The organism is Streptomyces albicerus, assembly GCF_008905045.1.
GTDB lineage: Bacteria > Actinomycetota > Actinomycetes > Streptomycetales > Streptomycetaceae > Streptomyces > Streptomyces albicerus.
Genome location: NZ_VWMY01000026.1, coordinates 141,765 through 162,346, shown reverse-complemented (window position 1 = coordinate 162,346; position 20,582 = coordinate 141,765). Strand labels below are relative to the sequence as shown.

Here is a 20,582-nt window from a genome sequence, read left to right as displayed (position 1 = left end):
GAGGAGCGGGGGTTCGGGGGCTGGCCCCCGACGGGGTCTGGGGCGGAGCCCCAGGGGATGGGACGGGTAGGGGCGGCGGGGGCGAAAAGAGCTCTACGGCACCACCACGATCTTCCTGCCCACCCCCGACGCGAACTGTTCCAGTGCCTGGGGATAGTTCGTCAGGGGCAGGCGGTCGCTGATGAAGATGTCCGGGTTCAGGACGCCCGTGGCGAAGAGCTCCGCCGCACGTTCGAAGCTGTGGAGGACGGCCATGGAGCCGGTGATGGTGATCTCCTGGTTGTAGATGCGGTACGGGTCGATCGTGACCCGGGTCGCGTAGTCGGCCACGCCGAACTGGAGGAATGTGCCGGCCTTGGCCACCCGGTCCAGGCCGTCCTGGATCGCCGCGGCGTTGCCCGTGGCGTCGACGACCAGGTCCCACCCCTGAGGACGGTCCAGCTCGTCGGCGTTCGTGGCCGAGGCCGAGACACCGAGCTGCTCGGCCGTCGCCAGCCGGTGCGGATTGATGTCCACGATGTCCACGCTCGCCGCCCCCGTCCGCTTCGCCAGCTCCAGCATCATCAGACCCATGGTTCCGGACCCGTAGATCAGGACATGCGCACCGAGACGGGACTGGAGGACGTCGTAGCCGCGGACCGCGCAGGAGAGGGGTTCGACGAGGGCCGCGTCCTGGGTGCGTACGTGTTCGGGGAGCTTGACGCAGTTGGCCACGGGCGCGACCGCGAACTGGGCCGCGCCGCCCGCCGTCGTCACACCGATCGCCGCCCAGCGCTCGCAGAGGTTGTTGTGGCCCGTACGGCAGTAGCGGCACTCGTAGCAGTAGAGGGAGGGGTCGACCGCGACTCGGTCGCCCACCGACAGTTCCGTGACCTGGGTGCCGACCCCGACCACCTCGCCCGCGAACTCGTGCCCCGGCACGATCGGCAGCTTGGGGGCGAACTCGCCCTGGAGGATGTGGAGATCGGTGCCGCACAGGCCGCAGGCCGCGACCTCGACGACGACCTCGCGGGGGCCTGGCGTCGGGTCCGGGACCTCGGCGACGACTGCCTTGCCCACGGACTCGATGACGGCGGCCTTCATTTCACGGCTCCCAGTGACAGGCCCTGGACGAGTTTGTCCTGGGCGGCGAACCCCGCGGCGAGCACCGGCAGGGAGATGACGAGCGAGGCGGCGCACACCTTCGCCAGGAACAGGCCCTGGCTGGTGATGAAGCCGGTGAGGAAGACCGGCGCGGTCTCCGCCACCACGCCCGTCAGTACTCGGGCGAAGAGCAGTTCGTTCCAGCTGAAGATGAAGCAGATGAGGGCCGTGGCGGCGATGCCCGGGAGAGCGATGGGGGCCACCACGCGCGCGAGGATCGTCGGCAGTTTCGCGCCGTCGATCTGTGCCGCCTCGATGACGGCCACCGGGACCTCGGAGAGGAAGGACTGCATCATCCACACCGCGATCGGCAGGTTCATGGAGGTGTAGAGGATGACCAGGAGCCAGATGTTGTCCAGCATTCCCGTGTTCTTCGCGAAGAGGTAGATGGGCAGGAGGCCCGCCACCACCGGGAGCATCTTCGTCGACAGGAAGAAGAACAGGACGTCCGTCCACTTCTTCACCGGGCGGATCGAGAGTGCGTACGCCGCCGGGAGCGCCAGGAGCAGGACCAGGAGCGTCGACGCCAGCGATGCTGCCGTGGAGTTGATGAGCGAGGGCCAGGGGCTCGCGCCGCCGCCCGTGCCGAAGAACTCTCGGTAGCCGTCGAGGGTGAGCGCGGCCCCGAAGGACGGGGGATTGGTCGCCGCGTCCTCCTCGGAGTGGAAGGACGTCAGGGCCATCCAGGCGATGGGGAGGAAGAAGACGATGCCGGCCAGCCAGGCGACCAGGCCCAGACCCACTCCCTTGGCGCGGCGGGGACCGGGGTGGCCGGGACCGGTGCTGCGGGGACGTACACGTATCGCTGTGGAGCTCATGCGCGGGACACCTCCTCGCGGAACAGGGACGACACCACGCGCAGCGCGAAGGTCGCGATGATGATCGAGCCGATGACGACCAGGACGCCGGCCGCGGAGGCGAGGCCGTTCTCATGGGCCTGGTAGAAGCTCTGGTAGACGGTGTAGGGGAGGTTGGCGGTGCCGAGGCCGCCGGATGTGATGGTGAAGACCGCGTCGAAGTTCTGGACGATGTAGATCGAGCCCAGGAGGGCGCCCAGTTCGAGGTAGCGGCGCAGGTGGGGGAGTGTCAGATAGCGGAAGACCTGCCACTCGTTCGCGCCGTCCACCTTCGCCGCCTCGATCTGCTGGTGGTCGCGGCTCTGCAGGCCGGCCAGCAGGATCAGCATCATGAAGGGCGTCCACTGCCAGACGAGGGATGCCTCGACGGCGAGCAGCGGGGTGTTGGAGATCCAGTCCGGCTCCGGTCCGCCGACATAGTGCAACAACCCATTGAACAGGCCGTATTCAGGGTTGTAGAGCACATGCTTCCAGAGCAGGGCGGCGGCCACCGGGACGACCAGGAAGGGCGCGATCAGGAGCGTACGGACCAGACCGCGGCCCCGGAACTTGCGGTCCAGGAGGAGGGCGAGGCCCAGGCCGAGGACGAGGCTGACCAGCACCACGGTGACCGTCAGCACGATGGTCGTCCAGACCGACTGGCGCAGGTCCGCGTCGGTCAGGACCTCCGAGTAGTTGGCGAAGCCCGTGAAGTGGCGGGCGTCCGGGTAGAGCGAGTTCCAGTCGAAGAAGGAGATCACCAGCGTGGCCACGAACGGGAGCTGGGTCACGACGATCATGAAGATCAGGGCGGGGAGGAGAGGGGCGCGGGTCGCCCAGGCACGCAGGCGGCCCGAGGGGGGCTTCTCCGTGCGTACGGATGGTGCTGCTATCGGGGCTGTCGTTGTCGCGGTCATCGTCCCTCGTACTCCTCGGAGATGTCCTCGGCCAGTTGCTGGGACTTCCTCAGGGCCGACTCGACGGACTGGCGTCCGGCGATGGCCGCGCTGATCTCCTGCGAGACCTTGGTGCCGAGATCGGTGAACTCGGGGATGCCGACGAACTGGATGCCGGGCGCGGGCCGCGGCTGCACCCCGGGGTCGGTGGGCCGGGCACCCTCGATGGCGTCCTTCGTCATCTCCTGGAAGGCGGCGGCCTCCTTGCGGTAGGCGGCGTTCGTGTACGTCGAGGCGCGCTTGCCGGCCGGGACGTTGGACCAGCCGATCTCGTCGCCCACCAGCTGCTCGTACTGCTTGCTGGACGCCCAGGAGACGAACTTCCACGCCTTGTCGGGGTTCCGGGACGCGTCCTGGATGCCCCAGGCCCAGGTGTAGAGCCAGCCGGAGGACTCCGTCTTCTCGACCGGCGCCGGTACGTAGCCGATCTTGCCCTTGACGGGGGAGTTGGCCGACTCCAGGGAACCGGCGGCGGATGTGGCGTCGTACCACATGGCGACCTTGCCCTGGGTCATGTTGTTCAGGCACTCGGCGAAGCCGGACTGGGCCGCGCCGGACTCACCGTGCTTGCGGACGAGGTCCACATAGAACTTCGTGGCCTTTTCGAACTCGGGGGAGTCGAGCTGCGCCTTCCAGTCCTTGTCGAACCAGGTGCCGCCGAAGGTGTTCACGACCGTGGTGAGCGGAGCCATGACCTCGCCCCAGCCGGGCAGGCCGCGCAGACAGATGCCCTTCATGCCCGACTCGGCGCCGTCGGCCTTGGCGGCGAGGTCGGCCACCTGGGTCCAGGTCGGGCGCTCGGGCATCGTGAGGCCCTTCGCCTCGAACACGTCCTTGCGGTACATCAGGAAGGACGACTCGCCGTAGAAGGGCTGTCCGTAGAGCTTGCCGTCGTCCGCGGTGAGGGACTGGCGCATGGGCTTGAGGACGTCCTGCTCGTCGTAGCCCGGGTCCTTCGCGACGTACGAGTCCATCTCGTGCAGCCAGTCGTTCTTGGCGTAGATCGGTATCTCGTAGTTGGACAGGGTGGCCACGTCGTACTGGCCGGCCTGGTTGGCGAAGTCCTGGCTGATCTTGTCGCGGACGTCGTTCTCCGGCAGGACGGTGAAGTTCACCTTGATGCCGGTCTCCTTGGTGAAGTGGGCGGCGGTGAGCTTCTGCAGTTCCACCATCTGCGGGTTGTTGACCATGAGGACGTTGATGGAGTTGCCCCCGGAGCCCGCCCCGCCCGCTCCGGTCCAGCAACCGGAGAGCAGCGGGGCGAGCAGCGTCCCCGCGGCGGCCGCGGCGAACATCGCGCGCGGCCTCCGTCGGCTCTGGGTTCGCATGGATCGCTCCTGGATATATCGGCACATATGGGATGGCGTGGCGTAGTGCGATGCCTCTGTAGTGGGTCAGTTTGTTTTTTGAACTCTTTGGGGGCTTGGGTGGGAACGCTGTTTCAGACGCGGATGACCTGGGGGCCCTGCATCGAGTAGCGGTGGGCCTCGGACGTGGGGAGCAGTGTGCTGGTGACGATGGCCTCCAGGGCACTGATCTCCGCGAACCGGCAGAAGCTGACGGCACCGAACTTGGTGTGCACGCCCGCGAAGACCGTGCGCCGCGCGGCCCGGATCGCCTGCGCCTTGACCTCGCTGACCGCCGGGTCGGGGGTGGTGAGGCCGTGTTCGCGGGAGATGCCGTTGGCGCCGATGAACGCCAGGTCGATGACGAAGCCGGCGAGCATCTTCGTCGTCCAGTGGTCGACGGTCGCGAGCGTGCCGGGCCTGACCCGGCCGCCGAGCAGCAGCACGGTCGTGTTGTCGGCCTCGGCGAGCGCGCCCGCGGTGGCCAGGGACGCGGTGACCACGGTAAGCGGCCGGTCCCGGGGCAGCGATTCGGCGATGAGCTGCGGGGTGAACCCCTCGTCGACGAAGACCGTCTCGGCGTCCCCGAGCAGCTCGGCCGCGGCGGCCGCGATCCGGCGCTTCTCGGGCACGTGGCTGGTGGCGCGGAAGGCGAGCGTCGTCTCGAAGCCGGCGCTCTCCACGGGATAGGCGCCGCCGTGAGTGCGGCGGACCAGGCCGTGGTCCTCCAGGGCGCGCAGATCGCGGCGTACGGTCTCTTTGGCGACGCCCAGCTCGGCGGCGAGCGCGTTCACGTCGACGCCGCCGGTGCGGCGGGCGGTCTTGACGATCTCCCGCTGACGTTCTTCCGCACTCATGGCCTGCACCCGCTCTCGCTGCGCTGCTTCTTCATGGTTTCGTTCGCCGCCGGGGCGCTCGAGCCGGTGGCTCACTGGCGCCCGTTCGGGCCCGGTGGGGCCCATGGGGGAAGTTCTACAGCGGGTACGCGCCACTGACCAGGCCTGTTACGGGCCCGATGGCGCCCGTATGTGCCCGTTCGACGCGGCGGCTGCCCGCGCCGGACCTGCGATGCAGCGGAATTCGGGCACAGCGCATGCCCGAACGACGGAGCGGGCGGGCCCGTTCGGTGCCCGCCCGCCCCGTGGGGTGGTCTCTGTGGAGTGGCTGGAAGTGTCAGCGGTGCCGGTGCGACGCCGGGTCCGGGCTCAGAGCCTGTGTCACATCCCCGCTCGGAGAAGTGACACAGGCTCTCAGTACGGCCAGACGGGCGGTTTGGTCACGAAGTGGCCGCCCAGGTGTGCGTGGTCCGGGTTCTCCGGGTCCAGCTCGCCCTGCTCCGCGATCAGCTTCTCGGCGTACTGCTCCGAGTCGTCCTGCGGCTCGTAACCCAGCGCCCGTGCGGTGGACAGGTCCCACCACAGGCGGGTGTTCGCGGAGGAGCCGTAGACGACCGTGTGCCGGACGTCCTCGGCGGTCAGGGCCGCGTGGAAGAGGCGGGCGCCGTCACCGGGGCTCATCCAGACCGACAGCATGCGCACGCTGGTCGGCTCCAGGAAGCAGGAGCCGATGCGGACGGAGACGGTCTCCATGCCGTGCTTGTCCCAGTAGAACTGCGCCAGGTCCTCGCCGAACGACTTCGACAGCCCGTAGAAGGTGTCCGGGCGGCGGGGGGTGTCGATGGGGATGAGCGCACCCGGATCGAGCGGTACGTCGCCCTGGGGGCGCGGGGTGAAGCCGACCGCGTGGTTGGAGGAGGCGAAGACGACGCGCCGGATGCCCTCCTCGCGGGCCGCCTCGTACAGGTTGTAGGTGCCCTCGATGTTCGCCTTCAGGATCTTCTCGAAGGTGGACTCCAGTGAGATGCCCGCGAGATGGATGATCGCGTCCACGCCCCGTACGGCCTCGCGCAGGGCCTCCTTGTCGCCGAGGTCCGCGGTGACCGCGTCCCGCTCGCCCTCGATCGGGAGCAGGTCGAGGAGGCGCAGCTCGTAGCCGTAGGCGGGCAGCAGCCCCCGCATCAGAGTGCCGAGGCCGCCGGCGGCGCCGGTGAGCAGAACGGTGCGGGGAGCGGGCATCCTCGGGTCTCCTTGATTCAGCAGCCGTATTCGTGTACGGCATTCACATCCGTGGACACGCTAGGGATCGTCGGCGGGCCGCGTCAAGTGTCGCGCGGAGTGCGGAAATCCGCTCCCCTTCCGTGCTCTTTCTCCCCTCTTGTTGCTCCTGCAATGCGGGTTTGCCCGCTTGACCGCCACTAAGAGGGCGCCTTAGCGTGGATGTGTTCAGGGATATGGACATGGATCAGAAACGTGCACGGGTGGCGTGTGCGTGCATCCTCTAGGGAGAGCCCGTGACGTCAGCCCCCCTCGCCGCTCGACTCAGTATTCCGAGCGGGCCGCTGTTCTTCCCCGTCACCGCGTACGACCGCGAGGGCGGCATCGACCTCGACGTCTACCGCGAGCATGTCCGGCGGGGCGTCGAGGCCGGTGCCGCCGCCGTCTTCGCCTGCTGCGGCACCGGGGAGTTCCACGCGCTCACGCCCGAGGAGTTCCAGGAGTGCGTACGGGCGGCCGTCGAGGAGGCGGCGGGACGCGTCCCCGTCGTCGCGGGCGCCGGATACGGGACCGCGCTCGCCGTGCGGTACGCGCGGCTCGCCGAGGAGGCCGGCGCGGACGGGCTGCTCGCCATGCCGCCCTATCTCGTCGTCGCCGGGCAGGAGGGGCTGCTGCGGCACTACACGGAGCTGGCGTCCGCCACCTCGCTCGATGTCATCGTGTACCAGCGGGACAACGCCGTGTTCACGCCCGAGACAGTCGTCTCGCTGGCCCGTGCCGAGGGGATCATCGGCTTCAAGGACGGGCTCGGCGACCTCGACCTGATGCAGCGCATCGTGAGCACGGTCCGGTCCGAAGTCCCGGGAGACTTCCTCTACTTCAACGGACTGCCGACCGCCGAGCTCACCGGGCTCGCCTACCGCGGCATCGGCATCACGCTCTACTCCTCCGCCGTCTTCTGCTTCGCGCCCGAGATCGCCCTCGCCTTCCACCAGGCCCTGGGCTCCGGCGACGACGCCACCGTGAACCGGCTCATCGACGGCTTCTACCGGCCACTCGTCGAACTGCGCGCCCAGGGCCGCGGGTACGCTGTCTCGCTGGTCAAGGCGGCCGTGCGGCTGCGGGGGCTCGACGTCGGCGAGGTGCGGCCGCCGCTGCACGAGCCCTCCGAGGACCACGTCAAGCAGCTCGCCCAGCTGATCGAGCGGGGCTACGCGCTTCTCAAGGAGGGCATGTGAGCGGTCGGCAGGGCAGCACGAGGCACGGTCGGGAGGGCACGAGGCACGATCAGACGTGCACCGGGCACGGTCGGGAGGGCATGTGAAGGCGTCGACCTTCGTCTATCCATGGGATGTCGTCGGCGACCCCGACGCGGCGGCGCGCATCGCCGGGCTCGGCGTACGGCAGGCGACGCTCGCCTCCGCGTACCACTCCACGCGCGCGCTGACCCCCCGCCACCCCCGGCACCGGATCGTCACCGCCCGGCACGCGGCCGTGCTCTACCCGGCGGACGCCGAGCGCTGGCAGGAGCGCAGGCTCCGGCCGTACGCCGCCGGGGACTGGGCGCCCGGAGACGCGTACGGTGCGGCCGCCTCGGACCTTGCGGAGGCGGGGCTCGACGTGCACACGTGGGTGGTGCTCGCGCACAACTCCCGTATGGGCGAGGAGTTTCCGGACACCTCCGTGGTCAACGCCTACGGGGACCGCTATCCGTGGGCCCCCTGTATCGCGCAGCCCGACACGCGCGCGTACCTGCTCGAGCTGGCCGTCGAGGCGGCCGTACGACCCGGCGCCGCGGGTACGGAGCTGGAGTCCCTCGGCTGGTACGGGCTCGCGCATCTTCACGCCCACGACAAGACGGCGGGCGTGGCACTCGGGGACGCCGGGCAGTACCTGATGTCGCTGTGCTTCTGCCCCTCCTGCCGCGACGGCTGTACGCAACTGGGGCTGGACCCGGACGAGTTGGCGGCCGCGGTCCGGCGCGCCCTGGAGCCGGTGTGGCACGGCGAGTCTCCCGCCGGGGGCTGGGAGGCTGTGGAGAAGCTGCTGGGCGGCGAGTTGGCAACGGCCACACGCGCGTGGCGGGACTCCGTCGCCCGTTCCCTCCAGACGGAGGCCGTCGCCGCCGTGCGCGCGGCCGCTCCCGAAGGGTTCCAGATCCTGCTGCACGCCGACCCGGCGTCGTACCACGTCGGCGCGAACGCCGGTGTGGATCCCGCGCACATCCTGTCGGTGGCCGACGGCGTGGTCGTGCCGTGCACCGGAGGGCCCGAGCTGCTGACTCCCTTTGCCGAGCAGGCTGTCGAGGACAGTGTGCTGGCGGCCAACTTCACGATCGTGAGCGGGATGGGCGGCAGTCCGGCGACGCTCGTCGAGGACGTGACGCGGGCGGTCGAGCTCGGCGCCACCGAAGTGCGGCTGTATCACGCGGGGTTGGCGTCCGACGAGGACCTGTCGCTCGTGACGGAGGCGCTCGCGCGGCTCGGCTGAGACCGCAGGAAGGGCACGACCGTCACGAGGCGGGCCGCCCCGAGCACCGCCAACAGCACCCGGTGGTCGACGAGTTCGACCAGGCCCGCGCCCAGCGCGAGCCCCACCGCGCTCGGCGCGAACAGCAGCGTGTTGGCGGTCGCCGCCGCACGCCCGAGCAGGGCGTCCGGAGTCTCGCGCTGGACCGCGGTGAGAGCCGCGATCAGCACGCAGGGGAGCCCGACGCCGACCGCCGCGGCCGAGGCGAGGACGACCGCGTCGTACGGGAGCGCGCGGGCCATCACGGCCACCGCGGTGAGCGCGATGCCGTATCCCGCGAACCGGCGCTCGCCCAGGCGCCGGAGGAGCGGGCCCGCGGCCATGCCGACCGTCACCGAGCCGGCGCCCTGGACGGCGTACAGGAGACCCACGTATGCGGGGGAGTGGCCCAGGCCGTCCGCCACCGCGTAGATCGTCGCGCCGTTGAGGCCCGCGAAGAACATGGTCGTGCCGCCGGCCAGGACGAGGGGGCGCACGGTCCGGTGGCTCCACAAGTAGCGGGCGCCTTCTGCCGTTTGGGTGCGCCAGCCGGCCGAGGCCGGGGCCGGGAGGGGCTTCGGTTCGCGTACGCGGAGGAGCGTGTACAGGCCTGCGGCCAGGACGAAGGTGAGCGCGTCCAGGAGTGCGACACGGGCGCCCCCGTAGGCCGCGTACAGGCCTGCTCCGGCGAGTGGCGCGAGCAGTTTCATGCCCTCGTTGGCGGTCGTGCGAAGGCCGTTGAAGTCGCCGAGGAGCTGTTTGTCGACGGCCGAGGCCACCAGGGCCGACTCGGCCGCGTCGTGGACGACGCCTGCCGCTCCGTAGACGAGGAGTGCGGCGAAGAGGATCCACAGGGTGCCCGGTGAGTCGACGGTGAAGAGGGTCAGGAGGAGCGAGGCCAGGCCCAGGTTCGTCCACACCAGCAGCGGTCGGCGGCGGGTGCGGTCCGCGAGGGTGCCGAGGGCCGGGCCGATCAGCGTGGGTGCCCAGAGGGCGAAGACGCACAGGGCGGCCAGGCCGTCCGAGCCGGTCAGGTCCTTCACCCAGATCCCGGACACCAGCCACATCGCCGACGAGCCGAACCCGGAGACCACGACCCCGCCCAGATACAGGCCGGCGTTGCGGTCCCTCAGGACACGCGTCACCGCCCATGGCGTCGATGGTGTCGATGTCGTCATGCCTGGTCATCGTGGGGCTAAGGCCCTGGGGCGGGGATCGGGCAGGTGCCTTAGGCGATGTGCGGGCACGGATGACCCGCCGACGAGCTCCTACGGCTTGTGGCGGTGCGCTGGAGGTGTCAGGTGTGGCTCGGGGCCGGTTTCCGCTCGTGCCGGGGGAGCAGGAGCGGGGTGGCCAGCATGAGGAGACCGGCGATCGCGATCGCGGTGCGGGGGCCGGTGAGTCCGGCCAGCAGACCCCACAGGGCGGTCAGGGCCGCGACGGTGAGTTTGCTGGTGATCGACCACGCGGACAGGGTGCGGGCGAGCCGGTCCGTCGCCGTCTGTTCGAGCCGGTAGGTGGCATACACCGGGTTGAACACGCCCATGCTGGTGATCAGCCCGAATTCGACGGCGATGACGAGCACGAGTCCGGCGGTGCCGGGACGGACGAAGGCCAGCCCGAGCAACCAGCACGCGCGCAGTGTCCCCGCGGTGAGCATGACCCTGTGCCGCCCGAACCGCGCGACGAGCGGGCGGGCCAGTCGTGAGCCGATCAGGCCGCCGACGCAGGGCGCGGCGAAGGCGAGGCCGTACTGCCAAGGCGCGAATCCGAGGTCGCCGAGCATGAGGACGGCGAGCGGTGGCGAGGTCGCCATGATCAGACCGCTGACGAGGATCGTGTTGAAGAACAGCGGGCGCAGTGCCGGGTGGGCCAGGATGTACCGCCACCCTTCGAGGAGGTCGCCGGCTCGGAGCCGGGCCGGTGCGCCGGTTCGCACCGGGCGCGGCTCCCCGCCGCCGATCGCGCGGACGCCCATGGCCGAGAGCAGGTAGCTGACCGCGTCGGCCACCACGGTCATCACCGGGCCGAACAGCCCGATCGCGGCCCCGCCGAGCGGCGGTCCGAGCACGGTGGCGGTCCAGTTCGTGGACTCGAACCGCCCGTTCGCGACGAGCAGGTCCTCCGGCGGTACGAGTGCCTTGAGACAGGCGCCGCTCGCCGCGGTGAAGGTGATGTCGGCCGCGGCGACGACGACCGACACGATCAGGAGCTGGACGAAGCCGAGCCGGCCGAGCGCGTACGCGGCCGGGACGCTCATCAGTGCCGCGAACCGGATCAGGTCCATCGCGACCATCACCGGGCGCTTGCGGCGGAACTCCATCCAGGGGCCGAGCGGCACCGCGACCACAGCCCCCACCGCGAGGCCCGCGGCCGCCAGCACCGCCACCTCCGTCGGCCCGGCGTGCAGTACGAGAATCGCGAGCAAGGGGAACGCGTCGAACGCGAGCCGCGTGCCGAACGTACTGACCGCGTACGCCGCCCACAGCCACCCGAACCGCCGCCCGAGCGACCGCCTGGCCCCCAATCTCAGCCCACCCCTCGCTGCCGCGCCCCAACAACCTCACGTTGACCAGCGACATCTAAGCGGGCCGCCGTTCCACAGATCAAACAACCGCTCCACCTGGCAGCCACAACCATGGGTTGACATATCCGGCTCCGCCGCGATGGGGGTCCCCCCGCTCGAGCGAAGCCGAGAGTGGGGGAGCGACCAACCCCCACCGGCCCGCGGGTTCATCAGCGCTCTTTCAACGGCGAGCTCGCTCAGACGGTGACGACGATCTTGCCGCGAGGGTGGCCCTGCTTCAGGTGGCGGATGGCTGCTGGGGCCTCGGAGAGGGGGAACGCGCGCTCGATGGGCGGTGTGATCGAGCCCTGCTCGACGAGGTTCTTGAGGGTCAAGAGGTCCTCGCGGCGGGCAACGGAGATGAAGTTGCGGAGGTTCTGGCCGATGAACGGAGAGAGCAGGACGGCCCGGAGACCGCGGCTCATCCCGCCGAAGAACGCGGTTCCGCCCTCGCCGCCGACGATGACGAGGGTGCCGCGCGGGGTGAGGGCGCGACGGAGGAGGGGCAGGGGGCGCAGGCCCGCATTGTCGAGGATGACGTCGTAGGGGTGGGGAGCGTCGGTGATGTCCTCGCGGGTGTGGTCGATGACATGGGTCGCGCCCTGGGAGCGTACGAAGTCCGCCCCCGTCGGGCCGCAGACGCCGGTGACCTCGGCGCCGTACATCGCGGCGAGCTGGACGGCATAGGAACCGACACCGCCGGAGGCACCGATCACGAGGACCTTCTGGCCCGGCTTCGGACGGCCCTTGCCGCTCAGGGCCTGGAGGGCGGTCATGCCGGAGACGGGGAGGGCGGCGGCCTGCTCGAAAGTGAGGTTGACCGGTTTGAGGGCGATCTTGGTGGCCTTGGCACACGCGTACTCGGCGAACGAGCCCTCGCAGTTGCCGAAGACCTCGTCGCCCGGCTTGAAGTCGGTCACCTTCGCACCCACCGCTTCGACACGACCGGCGCCGTCCCAGCCCCGTACGGGATTCTTGGGCTTGCGGAGTCCCAGGGCGACGCGGGCCACATAGGGCCTGCCCGTCATGAGGTGCCACACCTCGGGGCCGACACCTGCCGCGCGCACCTCGACGAGCACCTCGTCGTCGCGGGGTACGGGGCGGTCGATGTCGCGCAGTTCCAGGAGGTCTGCCGGTCCGTAGGCATCCTGAACGATCGCCTTCATGGCGTCTGCTCCCCTTCGCGGTCCCCGACACCGGGCGTCCCGGTTGTACCGAGCATGCCGGGGGCCCGAAAGCCTGACCAGATTCCCGAGCACGATCTTGGAAGCGGCGGCGATGAGTTTTCGTACGGTCGGCGGTCTACCCCCTGAAGACCCCTTGATGAGAGGAGCCGAGCATGGGCGACGGCGGCACGACACCGACGACCCTCGACCTGGGGCCGCAGGCCCTGATCGTGGCCCGCCTCGCGGAGGAGGTGAGCGAGGAGCAGCTGGACGCGGCGACGCCGTGCCCGGAGTACGCCGTACGCAATCTGCTCGGGCATCTGGTCGGACTGTCCGCGGCCTTCCGGGACGCCGGGCGGAAGGATCTCGGGGCCACGACGGACACCGACCCCACGTCCCAGCTGCCGGACGCGCCGCCCGAATGGCGTGCCGAACTGCCGAAGCTGCTTGGCGAGTTGGCCGAGGCCTGGCGCGATCCGGCCGCGTGGACGGGCGAGACCCGGGCCGGCGGTGTGGAGCTGCCCGGCGAGGTCGCGGGCATCGTCGCCACCAACGAACTCGTCGTACACGGCTGGGACCTGGCCCGAGCGACCGGTCAGCCGTATGCCCCTGACAAGGCGGCCCTGCAAGCGGCGTACGAGATGCTGGCTCAGTCCACCGACGACCCGGCACGCGACAGCATCTTCGGTCCGGTCGTGCCTGTACCGGAGGGGGCGTCCCTGCTGGACAGGGTGATCGGGTTGAGCGGTCGGGACCCGGGGTGGGGGACTCCTGCCGGCTGAGCGCCCCGTAAGGGGCGCGGGGCTGTGTCGATGTGCGGCTCCGCCGCGGGCACGACCGGCCCCCACCGGACCGGCAGCCGACGTATGGGTGGACGCCGGCCCGGAGACGTTCGCCGAGTTGCAGCGGCACACGGATCCGGCGGGGCTGACGGCGATCTGGATCTCGCGCCTGCATGCCGACCACTGCACCGATCTGCTCACCGCGGTCTACGGGTCGCCTACGGCGGGCTTTCCTTTGCGAGGCCGACATCGACCGGCATCGCGAAAGCGAACAGGTCCGCTCACACCGCAGGCGGCCACCGAACGCGCCGCCGTCGTCTTCGGCGGGTGCACGTCCACGGCACGCGAAGGCGACCGTAAGGGCCGTCTGAGCACAGGCCGTTCGAACGTCAACGCCAACTTCTTTTGTCAGAAGCGTTGACGAAACACAGAGGCGCTCCTACCTTCATCGCGTCGTACTTCGTACGTCATATATGAGACGCGATACGTGAGATCAGATACGTGAGGCTCCGATCCCTGGGGACTCCGTGACACCGAGAGGCGCGCATGACCTCTGTGCCCACGCCGATTCCGTCCCGCACGCAGTTCGTGCTGGAGGGAATCAAACACCGCATCCTCACCGGGCAGTTGACACCGGGACAGGCCCTGGTCGAGACCGAGCTCGCCGCACAGTTCGGGGTGTCCAAGACCCCGGTGCGCGAGGCGCTCAAGACCCTGGCCGGCACCGGGCTCGTCGTGATGAACCAGTACAAGGGCGTCACGGTGCGCATGGTGGACGCGGACATGGCGCGCGAGGTGTACGACGTACGGCTGCTCCTGGAGCCGGAGGCGCTGCGACGCACCGTACGGCGGGGCGCCTCCCTGGACGTGGCCCGCGAGGCGCTCGAACGCGCCGACGGGGCCACCGACACCGCCCAACGCTCCCTCGCCAACCGGGAGTTCCACCGCGCCCTCTACGTCCCCTGCGGCAACCCGCTGCTCGGCCGGATGCTAGACGAGGTCCGCGACCAGGCCGCCCTGGTCTCCGCGGTCGCCTGGGCCGCCAACCCGTCCTGGGAGCGCGAGGCCACCGAGCACCGGGAGATCCTGCGGCTCGCCCTCGAAGGCGACTCGGACGGCGCGGCGCGCGCCCTGCACTCGCACATCGCCTCGTTCGTGCAACGGGCCTTCCCCGAGGCCCAGGGAAAGGGTGAACAGGAATGACCACGACCACGTTCGAGGCCCAACGGGCCGCTCTCGCCGACGTGGTGGCGATCCCCGTGACCCCGTTCGCCGAGGATGGCACCGTCGACCACGAGGTCCACCGCGCGCTGCTGCGCCGGGTGCTCGACGGCGGCGTACGCATCCTCACGCCCAACGGGAACACCGGCGAGTTCTACGCCCTGAGCCCCGAAGAGCGCCGCACCGTAACGGAGTTGACCATCGACGAGGCAGGGGACCGGGCGACGATCCTGGTCGGGGTCGGGCACGACCTGCCGACCGCCGTCGCCTCCGCCCGCCATGCCCGCGAACTCGGGGCGCAGATGGTGATGGTCCATCAGCCCGTGCACCCGTACGTCTCGGAGGGCGGCTGGGTCGACTACCACCGGGCGATCGCGGAGGCCGTCCCCGAACTGGGCGTCGTCCCGTACATCCGCAACCCGGTGCTCGCCGGCGCCCGGCTCGCCGAGCTGGCCGACGCCTGCCCGAACGTCATCGGCGTGAAGTACGCCGTGCCGGACGCGGCCCGCTTCGCCGCCTTCGCGCGGGACTCCGGGCTCGAACGCTTCGTGTGGGTGGCCGGTCTCGCGGAGCCGTACGCGCCCTCGTACTTCTCGGCGGGCGCGACGGGGTTCACCTCGGGTCTGGTGAACGTCGCCCCGGCCGTTTCGCTGAACATGATCGAAGCGCTTCGATCGGGCGACTACGCGGGCGCCATGAAGGTCTGGGAGCAGATCCGCCGCTTCGAGGAACTGCGCGCGGCCAACGGCTCCGCCAACAACGTGACCGTCGTGAAGGAGGCCCTGGCATCGCTCGGCCTGTGCCGCCGCGAGGTCCGCCCGCCGAGCAAGGAACTCCCCGAGTCCGAACGCGCCGAGATCGCCGCCATCGCTGCGGGGTGGTCCATATGACCGACGCCAACCCGACGACACCCGGGGAGGGTCAAACCCCGGACGCCCCACGGCAGTTGCGCAGCCATCAGTGGTACGGGACGGAAGGGCTGCGCTCCTTCAGCCACCGCGCCCGCACCCGCCAGCTCGGCTACCTCCCCGAGGAGCACCTCGGCAAGCCCGTCATCGCGATCCTCAACACCTGGTCCGACATCAACCCCTGCCACGTCCACCTGCGGGACCGTGCCCAGGCGGTCAAGCGGGGCGTGTGGCAGGCCGGCGGTTTCCCGCTCGAGTTCCCGGTGTCGACGCTGAGCGAGACCTTCCAGAAGCCGACCCCGATGCTCTACCGCAACATGCTCGCGATGGAGACCGAGGAGCTGCTGAGGTCGTATCCGGTGGACGGGGCCGTCCTCATGGGCGGCTGCGACAAGTCGACGCCCGCGCTGCTCATGGGCGCCGCGTCCGTCGACCTGCCGGCCGTCTTCGTGCCCGCCGGACCCATGCTGCCTGGCCACTGGCGCAACGAGGTCCTGGGCTCCGGCACCGACATGTGGAAGTACTGGGACGACAAGCGCGCCGGACTCATCGGCGACTGCGAGATGACCGAGCTGGAAAGCGGGTTGGCACGCTCGCCCGGTCACTGCATGACCATGGGCACGGCGTCCACGCTGACCGCGGCCGCCGAGGCCCTCGGCGTCACGGTCCCCGGCGCCTCCAGCATCCCGGCCGTCGACTCCGGGCACGACCGGATGGCCGCCGCCTCGGGGCTCAGGATCGTCGAACTCGTCCGCAGGGACCGGAAGTTGTCCGACATCCTCACCGAGGATGCCTTCGAGGACGCAGTGACGACCGTCCTCGGACTCGGCGGCTCCACCAACGCCGTGATCCACCTGATCGCCATGGCCGGACGCGCCGGAGTTCGGCTCACCCTCGACGACTTCGACCGGATCGCCCGCACGGTCCCGGTCCTGGCGAACGTGCGGCCCGGCGGCCGGACGTACCTGATGGAGGACTTCCACTTCGCGGGCGGACTGCCAGGGTTCCTGTCGCGGATCACCGACCTGCTCCACCTCGACCGGCCGACCGTCTCGTACGACACCCTGCGCGAGCAGCTCGCATCGGCGCAGGTGCACAACGACGACGTCATCCGCACCCGGCACAACCCCGTCGCCGCCGAGGGAGGCGTCGCCGTCCTGCGCGGCAACCTCTGCCCCGACGGCGCGGTCATCAAGCACATCGCCGCCGAGCCGCACCTGCTCAAGCACACCGGTCCCGCGGTCGTCTTCGACGACTACAGGACCATGCAACGCACCATCAACGACCCGGAGTTGGGCATCACCGCCGACAGCGTGCTGGTGCTGCGCAACGCCGGACCCAAGGGCGGCCCGGGCATGCCCGAGTACGGGATGCTGCCGATCCCCGACCATCTGCTGAAGCAGGGCGTACGGGACATGGTGCGGATCTCCGACGCCCGGATGAGCGGCACGAGTTACGGCGCCTGCGTACTGCACGTGGCGCCCGAGTCGTACATCGGCGGACCGCTCGCCCTGGTCCGCACCGGCGACACCATCACGCTCGACGTCGAGTCACGCGTGCTCCAACTCAACGTGGGCGACGAGGAGTTGGCGCGGCGCCGGGCGGAGTGGACCGCGCCGCCCGAGCGCTACGAGCGCGGCTACGGCGCGCTCTACAACGAACAGATCACCCAGGCGGACACCGGCTGCGACTTCGCCTTCCTGGCGCGGCCGGGCAAGGTGCAGGACCCGTACGCGGGCTGAGGACGAGCTCCGTCGGCGCCCCTTACGGCCGAGATCACGAACAACGTACGCGAAGCGCTTCACCGGAGTCCGACCGCATAGCAAGCGCTTCCACAGCAGCGAGTGAGCGGAGAACCACAGAACCGAACGGACAGAGCGCACAGCACCACCCGCACACCCCCGAGAACGGAGAACAGTCATGGCCCAAGCCGCAGCCGTGGCGAAACAGCCCGCGCCACCCCGGCGGCGCCGTGGCTCAGCTACGCCCCGCAGGCTTCCGTATCTGCTGATCGCCCCGGCGGGCCTGCTGATGCTGGGCTTCATCGCCTACCCGGTGCTCAGCGTCTTCTACTACAGCCTGCAGGACTACAACCCCACCAAACCGTGGCGGAACGGCTTCGCGGGCTTCGACAACTTCGTGCACGCCTTCACCGAGGACCCGCTGTTCTGGGACACGCTGGTCTTCAGCGCCAAGTGGGTCGTCGTCGAGGTCGGGCTGCAGCTGATGTTCGGTCTGGCGCTCGCGCTGATCGTCAACCAGACCTTCGTGGGACGGTCGATCGGCCGCGCGATGGTCTTCTCGCCGTGGGCCGTGTCCGGTGTGCTCACCTCCGCGATCTGGGTGCTGCTCTACAACTCCCAGACGGGCATCAGCCGCTACCTCGCCGACATGGGGATCGGGGAGTACGGCTCGAGCTGGCTCTCGGACACCTCGACCGTCTTCCCGGCGGCGATCGTCGCGGACCTCTGGCGCGGAGTCCCCTTCTTCGCGATCCTCATCCTCGCCGACCTCCAGTCCGTGTCGAAGGACCTGTACGAGGCCGCCGAGGTCGACGGAGCCAGCCGCTTCCGGCAGTTCATGCACATCACGCTGCCGCACCTCAAGGACGCGATCATCCTCTCCACGCTGCTCCGCGCGGTGTGGGAGTTCAACAACGTCGACCTGCTCTACACACTCACCGGCGGCGGACCGGCGGGGGAGACGACGACACTCCCGCTCTACATCGCCAACACCTCTGTAGATGCCCACAACTTCGGCTACGCGTCGGCCCTGACCACGGTCGCGTTCGTGATCCTGCTCTTCTTCTCGATCGTCTATCTGCGGCTGAGCAAGTTCGGAGGTGGTGACAAGTGATCACCAAGGACGTCGACACCATCGCCCCGGCCGTGCCCGCCCCGGTAGCCGACGAGCCACCACAGCACCCGAGGAAGCGGAAGCGCGCCTGGGACGAGGCCCCGCGCTGGCAGATCTACCTCCCGCTCGGCATCTACCTCGTCTTCACGCTCATCCCCTTCTACTGGATCGTCCTCTTCGCCCTGCGCCGGCCCGGCTCGACCTCGCTCGTGCCCTGGCCCATGACCTTCGAGCACTTCGAGAAGGTGTGGAACGAGCGCAGCTTCGGGACGTACTTCGAGAACAGCGTCTACGTCGGCGTCGCCACGCTCTTCATGACCACGCTCGTCGCGCTCGCCGGCGGCTACGCCCTCGCCCGCTTCGACTTCAAGATCAAGCGCGCCTTCATGCTGGCGCTGCTCTGCTCCCAGTTCGTACCGGGCGCGCTGCTCCTGGTGCCGCTGTTCCAGATCTTCGCCGAGCTCCAGATGATCAACTCGCTGGGCAGCGTCATCATCGCCGAGACCGTCTTCCAGCTGCCGCTGTCGATGATCCTGATCAGCGGCTTCATCCGGAACGTCCCGTACTCCCTGGAAGAGGCCGCCTGGGTTGACGGCTGCAACCGCTTCACCGCCTTCCGGGTGATCGTCCTGCCGATGCTGCGGCCCGGGCTGATCGCCGTCGGCTCCTTCGCCTTCGTGCACTCCTGGAACCACTTCCTGTTCGCCCTGATGTTCCTCAGCAACCAGGAGAAGCAGACGATCCCCGTCGGCCTCAACAGCCTGATGAGCGCCGACAGCGTCGACCTGGGTGCGCTCGCCGCCGGCGGCATCATCGCGGCCCTGCCCGTCGTGATCGTCTTCGCCTTCATCCAGAAGTGGCTGATCACGGGCTTCAGCGCGGGGGCGGTGAAGGGATGAGAGGAGTACGTACTCTGCTGCCGCGTACGAGAAGAGGGCGCCGCGTCCTCCAAGTCGCCCTTGCCTGCGGGCTGTTGGCCGCGCTCGGCGCCCCGGCGAACGCCGAGAGCCGGGACATCAGCCGCGACACCCTACCCGCGAACGACGGCTGGGCCGCCGCCGACGGAGGTACCACAGGGGGTTCCTCCGCAGACGACGCCCACGTCTTCACCGTGCGCAACCGGGCCGAGCTGGTCCGCGCGCTCGACGGCGGCAGCGCGACCCCGAAGATCATCAAGGTCGCGGGGACGATCGACGCCAACACCGATGACGCGGGCAAGCGGCTGGACTGCGACGACTACGCGATCGACGGCTACGGCCTCAAGAAGTACCTGGCCGCGTACGACCCGCGCACCTGGGGCTCCGCCAAGCCCGCCGGCCCGCAGGAGGAGGCCCGTCAGGCGTCCGCGGCCAAGCAGGCCGAACGGGTCGAGCTGGCCGTCGGCTCCAACACCACGATCGTCGGACTCGGCGACAGCGCCGTACTGAAGGGCGCGAGCCTGCAGGTCAGGAACGCGGACAACGTCATCGTCCGCAACCTCGAACTCCGCGACGCCTACGACTGCTTCCCCGTCTGGCAGCCCAACACCGGCGGCCTCGGCGACTGGAAGACGGCCTACGACACACTGTGGCTGCGCGGCGCCACACATGTGTGGATCGACCACGTCACGGCCTCCGACAAGGGCCACCCCGACGAGGACGAGCCGACCTACTTCGGCCGCAACTACCTGCGCCACGACGGCCTGCTGGACATCACCAACGCCTCCGACCTGGTGACCGTCTCCTGGAGCCGGTTCGCCGACCACGACAAGGCGATGCTGATCGGCAACGGCGACACGGCCACCGGCGACCGCGGCAAGCTCCGCGTCACCCTGCACCACAACGAGTTCGAGTCCGTCGTCCAGCGCGCCCCGCGCGTCCGCTTCGGGCAGGTGCATCTCTACAACAACCGGTACGTCGTCCCGGCCGACGCCCACGACTACCGCTACTCGATCGGCGTCTCCACCGAGTCGGCCGTCCACGCCGAGAACAACGCCTTCACCACGCCCGGCCACATCGAGGTCGCCGACCTGGTGAAGAGCTGGAACGGCACGGCCCTGCACCAGTCCGGGACGCTCTTCAACGGCTTCCCCGTGGATCTGCTCGCCATCTACAACGCGTACAACTCCGGCAGCGAACGCGACCTGACCGCCGACGTCGGCTGGACGCCCGCCCTGCACGGCACGGTCGACAGCGCCGCGAAGGCCGACCGTGACGTGGCGCGCGGCGCGGGAGCGGGGAGGATCCGATGAACGCCGCCAC

At 69.7% G+C, this 20,582-nt stretch carries 18 protein-coding genes and 1 pseudogene; 10 read left to right on the top strand and 9 right to left on the bottom strand.

Annotated features, from left to right (window positions below):
• Nucleotides 1-93: 93 nt before the first annotated feature.
• The 6 genes from GAS53_RS24535 to GAS53_RS24510 form a co-directional block, all read right to left on the bottom strand.
• Nucleotides 94-1,083: a zinc-dependent alcohol dehydrogenase family protein gene (locus GAS53_RS24535; RefSeq protein ID WP_151479863.1), complete on the bottom strand. Its 990-nt coding sequence runs from the start codon at nucleotides 1,081-1,083 to the stop codon at nucleotides 94-96.
• Nucleotides 1,080-1,961, bottom strand: a complete 882-nt coding sequence (locus tag GAS53_RS24530) for a carbohydrate ABC transporter permease (RefSeq protein ID WP_151479862.1) — start codon at nucleotides 1,959-1,961, stop codon at nucleotides 1,080-1,082. Before GAS53_RS24530 ends, GAS53_RS24535 begins: the two co-directional genes overlap by 4 nt.
• Nucleotides 1,958-2,896, bottom strand: a complete 939-nt coding sequence (locus tag GAS53_RS24525; RefSeq protein WP_151479861.1) for a carbohydrate ABC transporter permease — start codon at nucleotides 2,894-2,896, stop codon at nucleotides 1,958-1,960. The genes GAS53_RS24530 and GAS53_RS24525 overlap by 4 nt, the downstream gene beginning before the upstream one ends.
• Nucleotides 2,893-4,263 (bottom strand): ABC transporter substrate-binding protein, encoded by a 1,371-nt coding sequence (locus GAS53_RS24520; RefSeq protein WP_151479860.1) that lies wholly within the window; start codon nucleotides 4,261-4,263, stop codon nucleotides 2,893-2,895. The genes GAS53_RS24525 and GAS53_RS24520 overlap by 4 nt, the downstream gene beginning before the upstream one ends.
• 113 nt (nucleotides 4,264-4,376) lie before the next feature.
• Entirely contained in the window at nucleotides 4,377-5,147 is a 771-nt protein-coding gene (locus GAS53_RS24515; protein WP_151479859.1) for a DeoR/GlpR family DNA-binding transcription regulator, read from the bottom strand.
• 384 nt (nucleotides 5,148-5,531) lie between these two features.
• The gene (locus GAS53_RS24510) at nucleotides 5,532-6,356 is read right to left on the bottom strand and encodes an NAD-dependent epimerase/dehydratase family protein (RefSeq protein WP_151479858.1); all 825 of its coding nucleotides are present in this window, start codon (nucleotides 6,354-6,356) and stop codon (nucleotides 5,532-5,534) included.
• Nucleotides 6,357-6,631: 275 nt separating this feature from the next.
• On the opposite strand from GAS53_RS24510, the gene GAS53_RS24505 reads away from it, so the two are divergent.
• Together GAS53_RS24505 and GAS53_RS24500 are read left to right on the top strand one after the other, a co-directional pair.
• Complete coding sequence (locus tag GAS53_RS24505; protein ID WP_151479857.1) at nucleotides 6,632-7,573, top strand: 5-dehydro-4-deoxyglucarate dehydratase; 942 nt, start codon at nucleotides 6,632-6,634, stop codon at nucleotides 7,571-7,573.
• Nucleotides 7,574-7,655: 82 nt separating this feature from the next.
• The gene (locus tag GAS53_RS24500; RefSeq protein ID WP_151479856.1) at nucleotides 7,656-8,825 is read left to right on the top strand and encodes a hypothetical protein; all 1,170 of its coding nucleotides are present in this window, start codon (nucleotides 7,656-7,658) and stop codon (nucleotides 8,823-8,825) included.
• On the opposite strand, the gene GAS53_RS24495 is transcribed toward GAS53_RS24500, so the two are convergent.
• The 3 genes from GAS53_RS24495 to GAS53_RS24485 form a co-directional block, all read right to left on the bottom strand.
• A complete protein-coding gene (locus tag GAS53_RS24495) occupies nucleotides 8,759-10,021 on the bottom strand; it encodes an MFS transporter (RefSeq protein WP_151479855.1) in 1,263 nt (420 codons plus the stop codon). The two genes, GAS53_RS24500 and GAS53_RS24495, sit on opposite strands and share 67 nt — an antisense overlap.
• A gap of 119 nt (nucleotides 10,022-10,140) precedes the next feature.
• Nucleotides 10,141-11,370 carry an MFS transporter gene (locus GAS53_RS24490; protein WP_151479854.1) on the bottom strand — a complete coding sequence of 410 codons (1,230 nt, stop codon included), beginning with the start codon at nucleotides 11,368-11,370 and terminating at the stop codon, nucleotides 10,141-10,143.
• A 236-nt stretch (nucleotides 11,371-11,606) separates the two neighbouring features.
• Nucleotides 11,607-12,575 carry an NAD(P)-dependent alcohol dehydrogenase gene (locus tag GAS53_RS24485; protein ID WP_151479853.1) on the bottom strand — a complete coding sequence of 323 codons (969 nt, stop codon included), beginning with the start codon at nucleotides 12,573-12,575 and terminating at the stop codon, nucleotides 11,607-11,609.
• A gap of 173 nt (nucleotides 12,576-12,748) precedes the next feature.
• On the opposite strand from GAS53_RS24485, the gene GAS53_RS24480 reads away from it, so the two are divergent.
• The 8 genes and pseudogenes from GAS53_RS24480 to GAS53_RS24445 all read left to right on the top strand — a co-directional run bounded on the left by GAS53_RS24480 (nucleotide 12,749) and on the right by GAS53_RS24445 (nucleotide 20,572).
• A complete protein-coding gene (locus GAS53_RS24480) occupies nucleotides 12,749-13,357 on the top strand; it encodes a TIGR03086 family metal-binding protein (RefSeq protein WP_151479852.1) in 609 nt (202 codons plus the stop codon).
• A 22-nt stretch (nucleotides 13,358-13,379) separates the two neighbouring features.
• Nucleotides 13,380-13,603, top strand: a pseudogene (locus tag GAS53_RS58395) (MBL fold metallo-hydrolase); the annotation flags it as partial.
• A gap of 300 nt (nucleotides 13,604-13,903) precedes the next feature.
• Nucleotides 13,904-14,560 carry a GntR family transcriptional regulator gene (locus GAS53_RS24470; protein ID WP_151479851.1) on the top strand — a complete coding sequence of 219 codons (657 nt, stop codon included), beginning with the start codon at nucleotides 13,904-13,906 and terminating at the stop codon, nucleotides 14,558-14,560.
• A complete protein-coding gene (locus tag GAS53_RS24465) occupies nucleotides 14,557-15,468 on the top strand; it encodes a dihydrodipicolinate synthase family protein (protein ID WP_151479850.1) in 912 nt (303 codons plus the stop codon). The genes GAS53_RS24470 and GAS53_RS24465 overlap by 4 nt, the downstream gene beginning before the upstream one ends.
• A complete protein-coding gene (gene araD, locus GAS53_RS24460; protein ID WP_151479849.1) occupies nucleotides 15,465-17,228 on the top strand; it encodes an L-arabinonate dehydratase in 1,764 nt (587 codons plus the stop codon). The genes GAS53_RS24465 and araD overlap by 4 nt, the downstream gene beginning before the upstream one ends.
• Nucleotides 17,229-17,406: 178 nt before the next feature.
• Nucleotides 17,407-18,342 carry a carbohydrate ABC transporter permease gene (locus tag GAS53_RS24455; protein ID WP_151479848.1) on the top strand — a complete coding sequence of 312 codons (936 nt, stop codon included), beginning with the start codon at nucleotides 17,407-17,409 and terminating at the stop codon, nucleotides 18,340-18,342.
• A complete protein-coding gene (locus tag GAS53_RS24450) occupies nucleotides 18,339-19,241 on the top strand; it encodes a carbohydrate ABC transporter permease (RefSeq protein ID WP_151479847.1) in 903 nt (300 codons plus the stop codon). Before GAS53_RS24455 ends, GAS53_RS24450 begins: the two co-directional genes overlap by 4 nt.
• Nucleotides 19,238-20,572 carry a pectate lyase family protein gene (locus GAS53_RS24445; RefSeq protein ID WP_151479846.1) on the top strand — a complete coding sequence of 445 codons (1,335 nt, stop codon included), beginning with the start codon at nucleotides 19,238-19,240 and terminating at the stop codon, nucleotides 20,570-20,572. The genes GAS53_RS24450 and GAS53_RS24445 overlap by 4 nt, the downstream gene beginning before the upstream one ends.
• The last annotated feature ends 10 nt before the right edge of the window (nucleotides 20,573-20,582 follow it).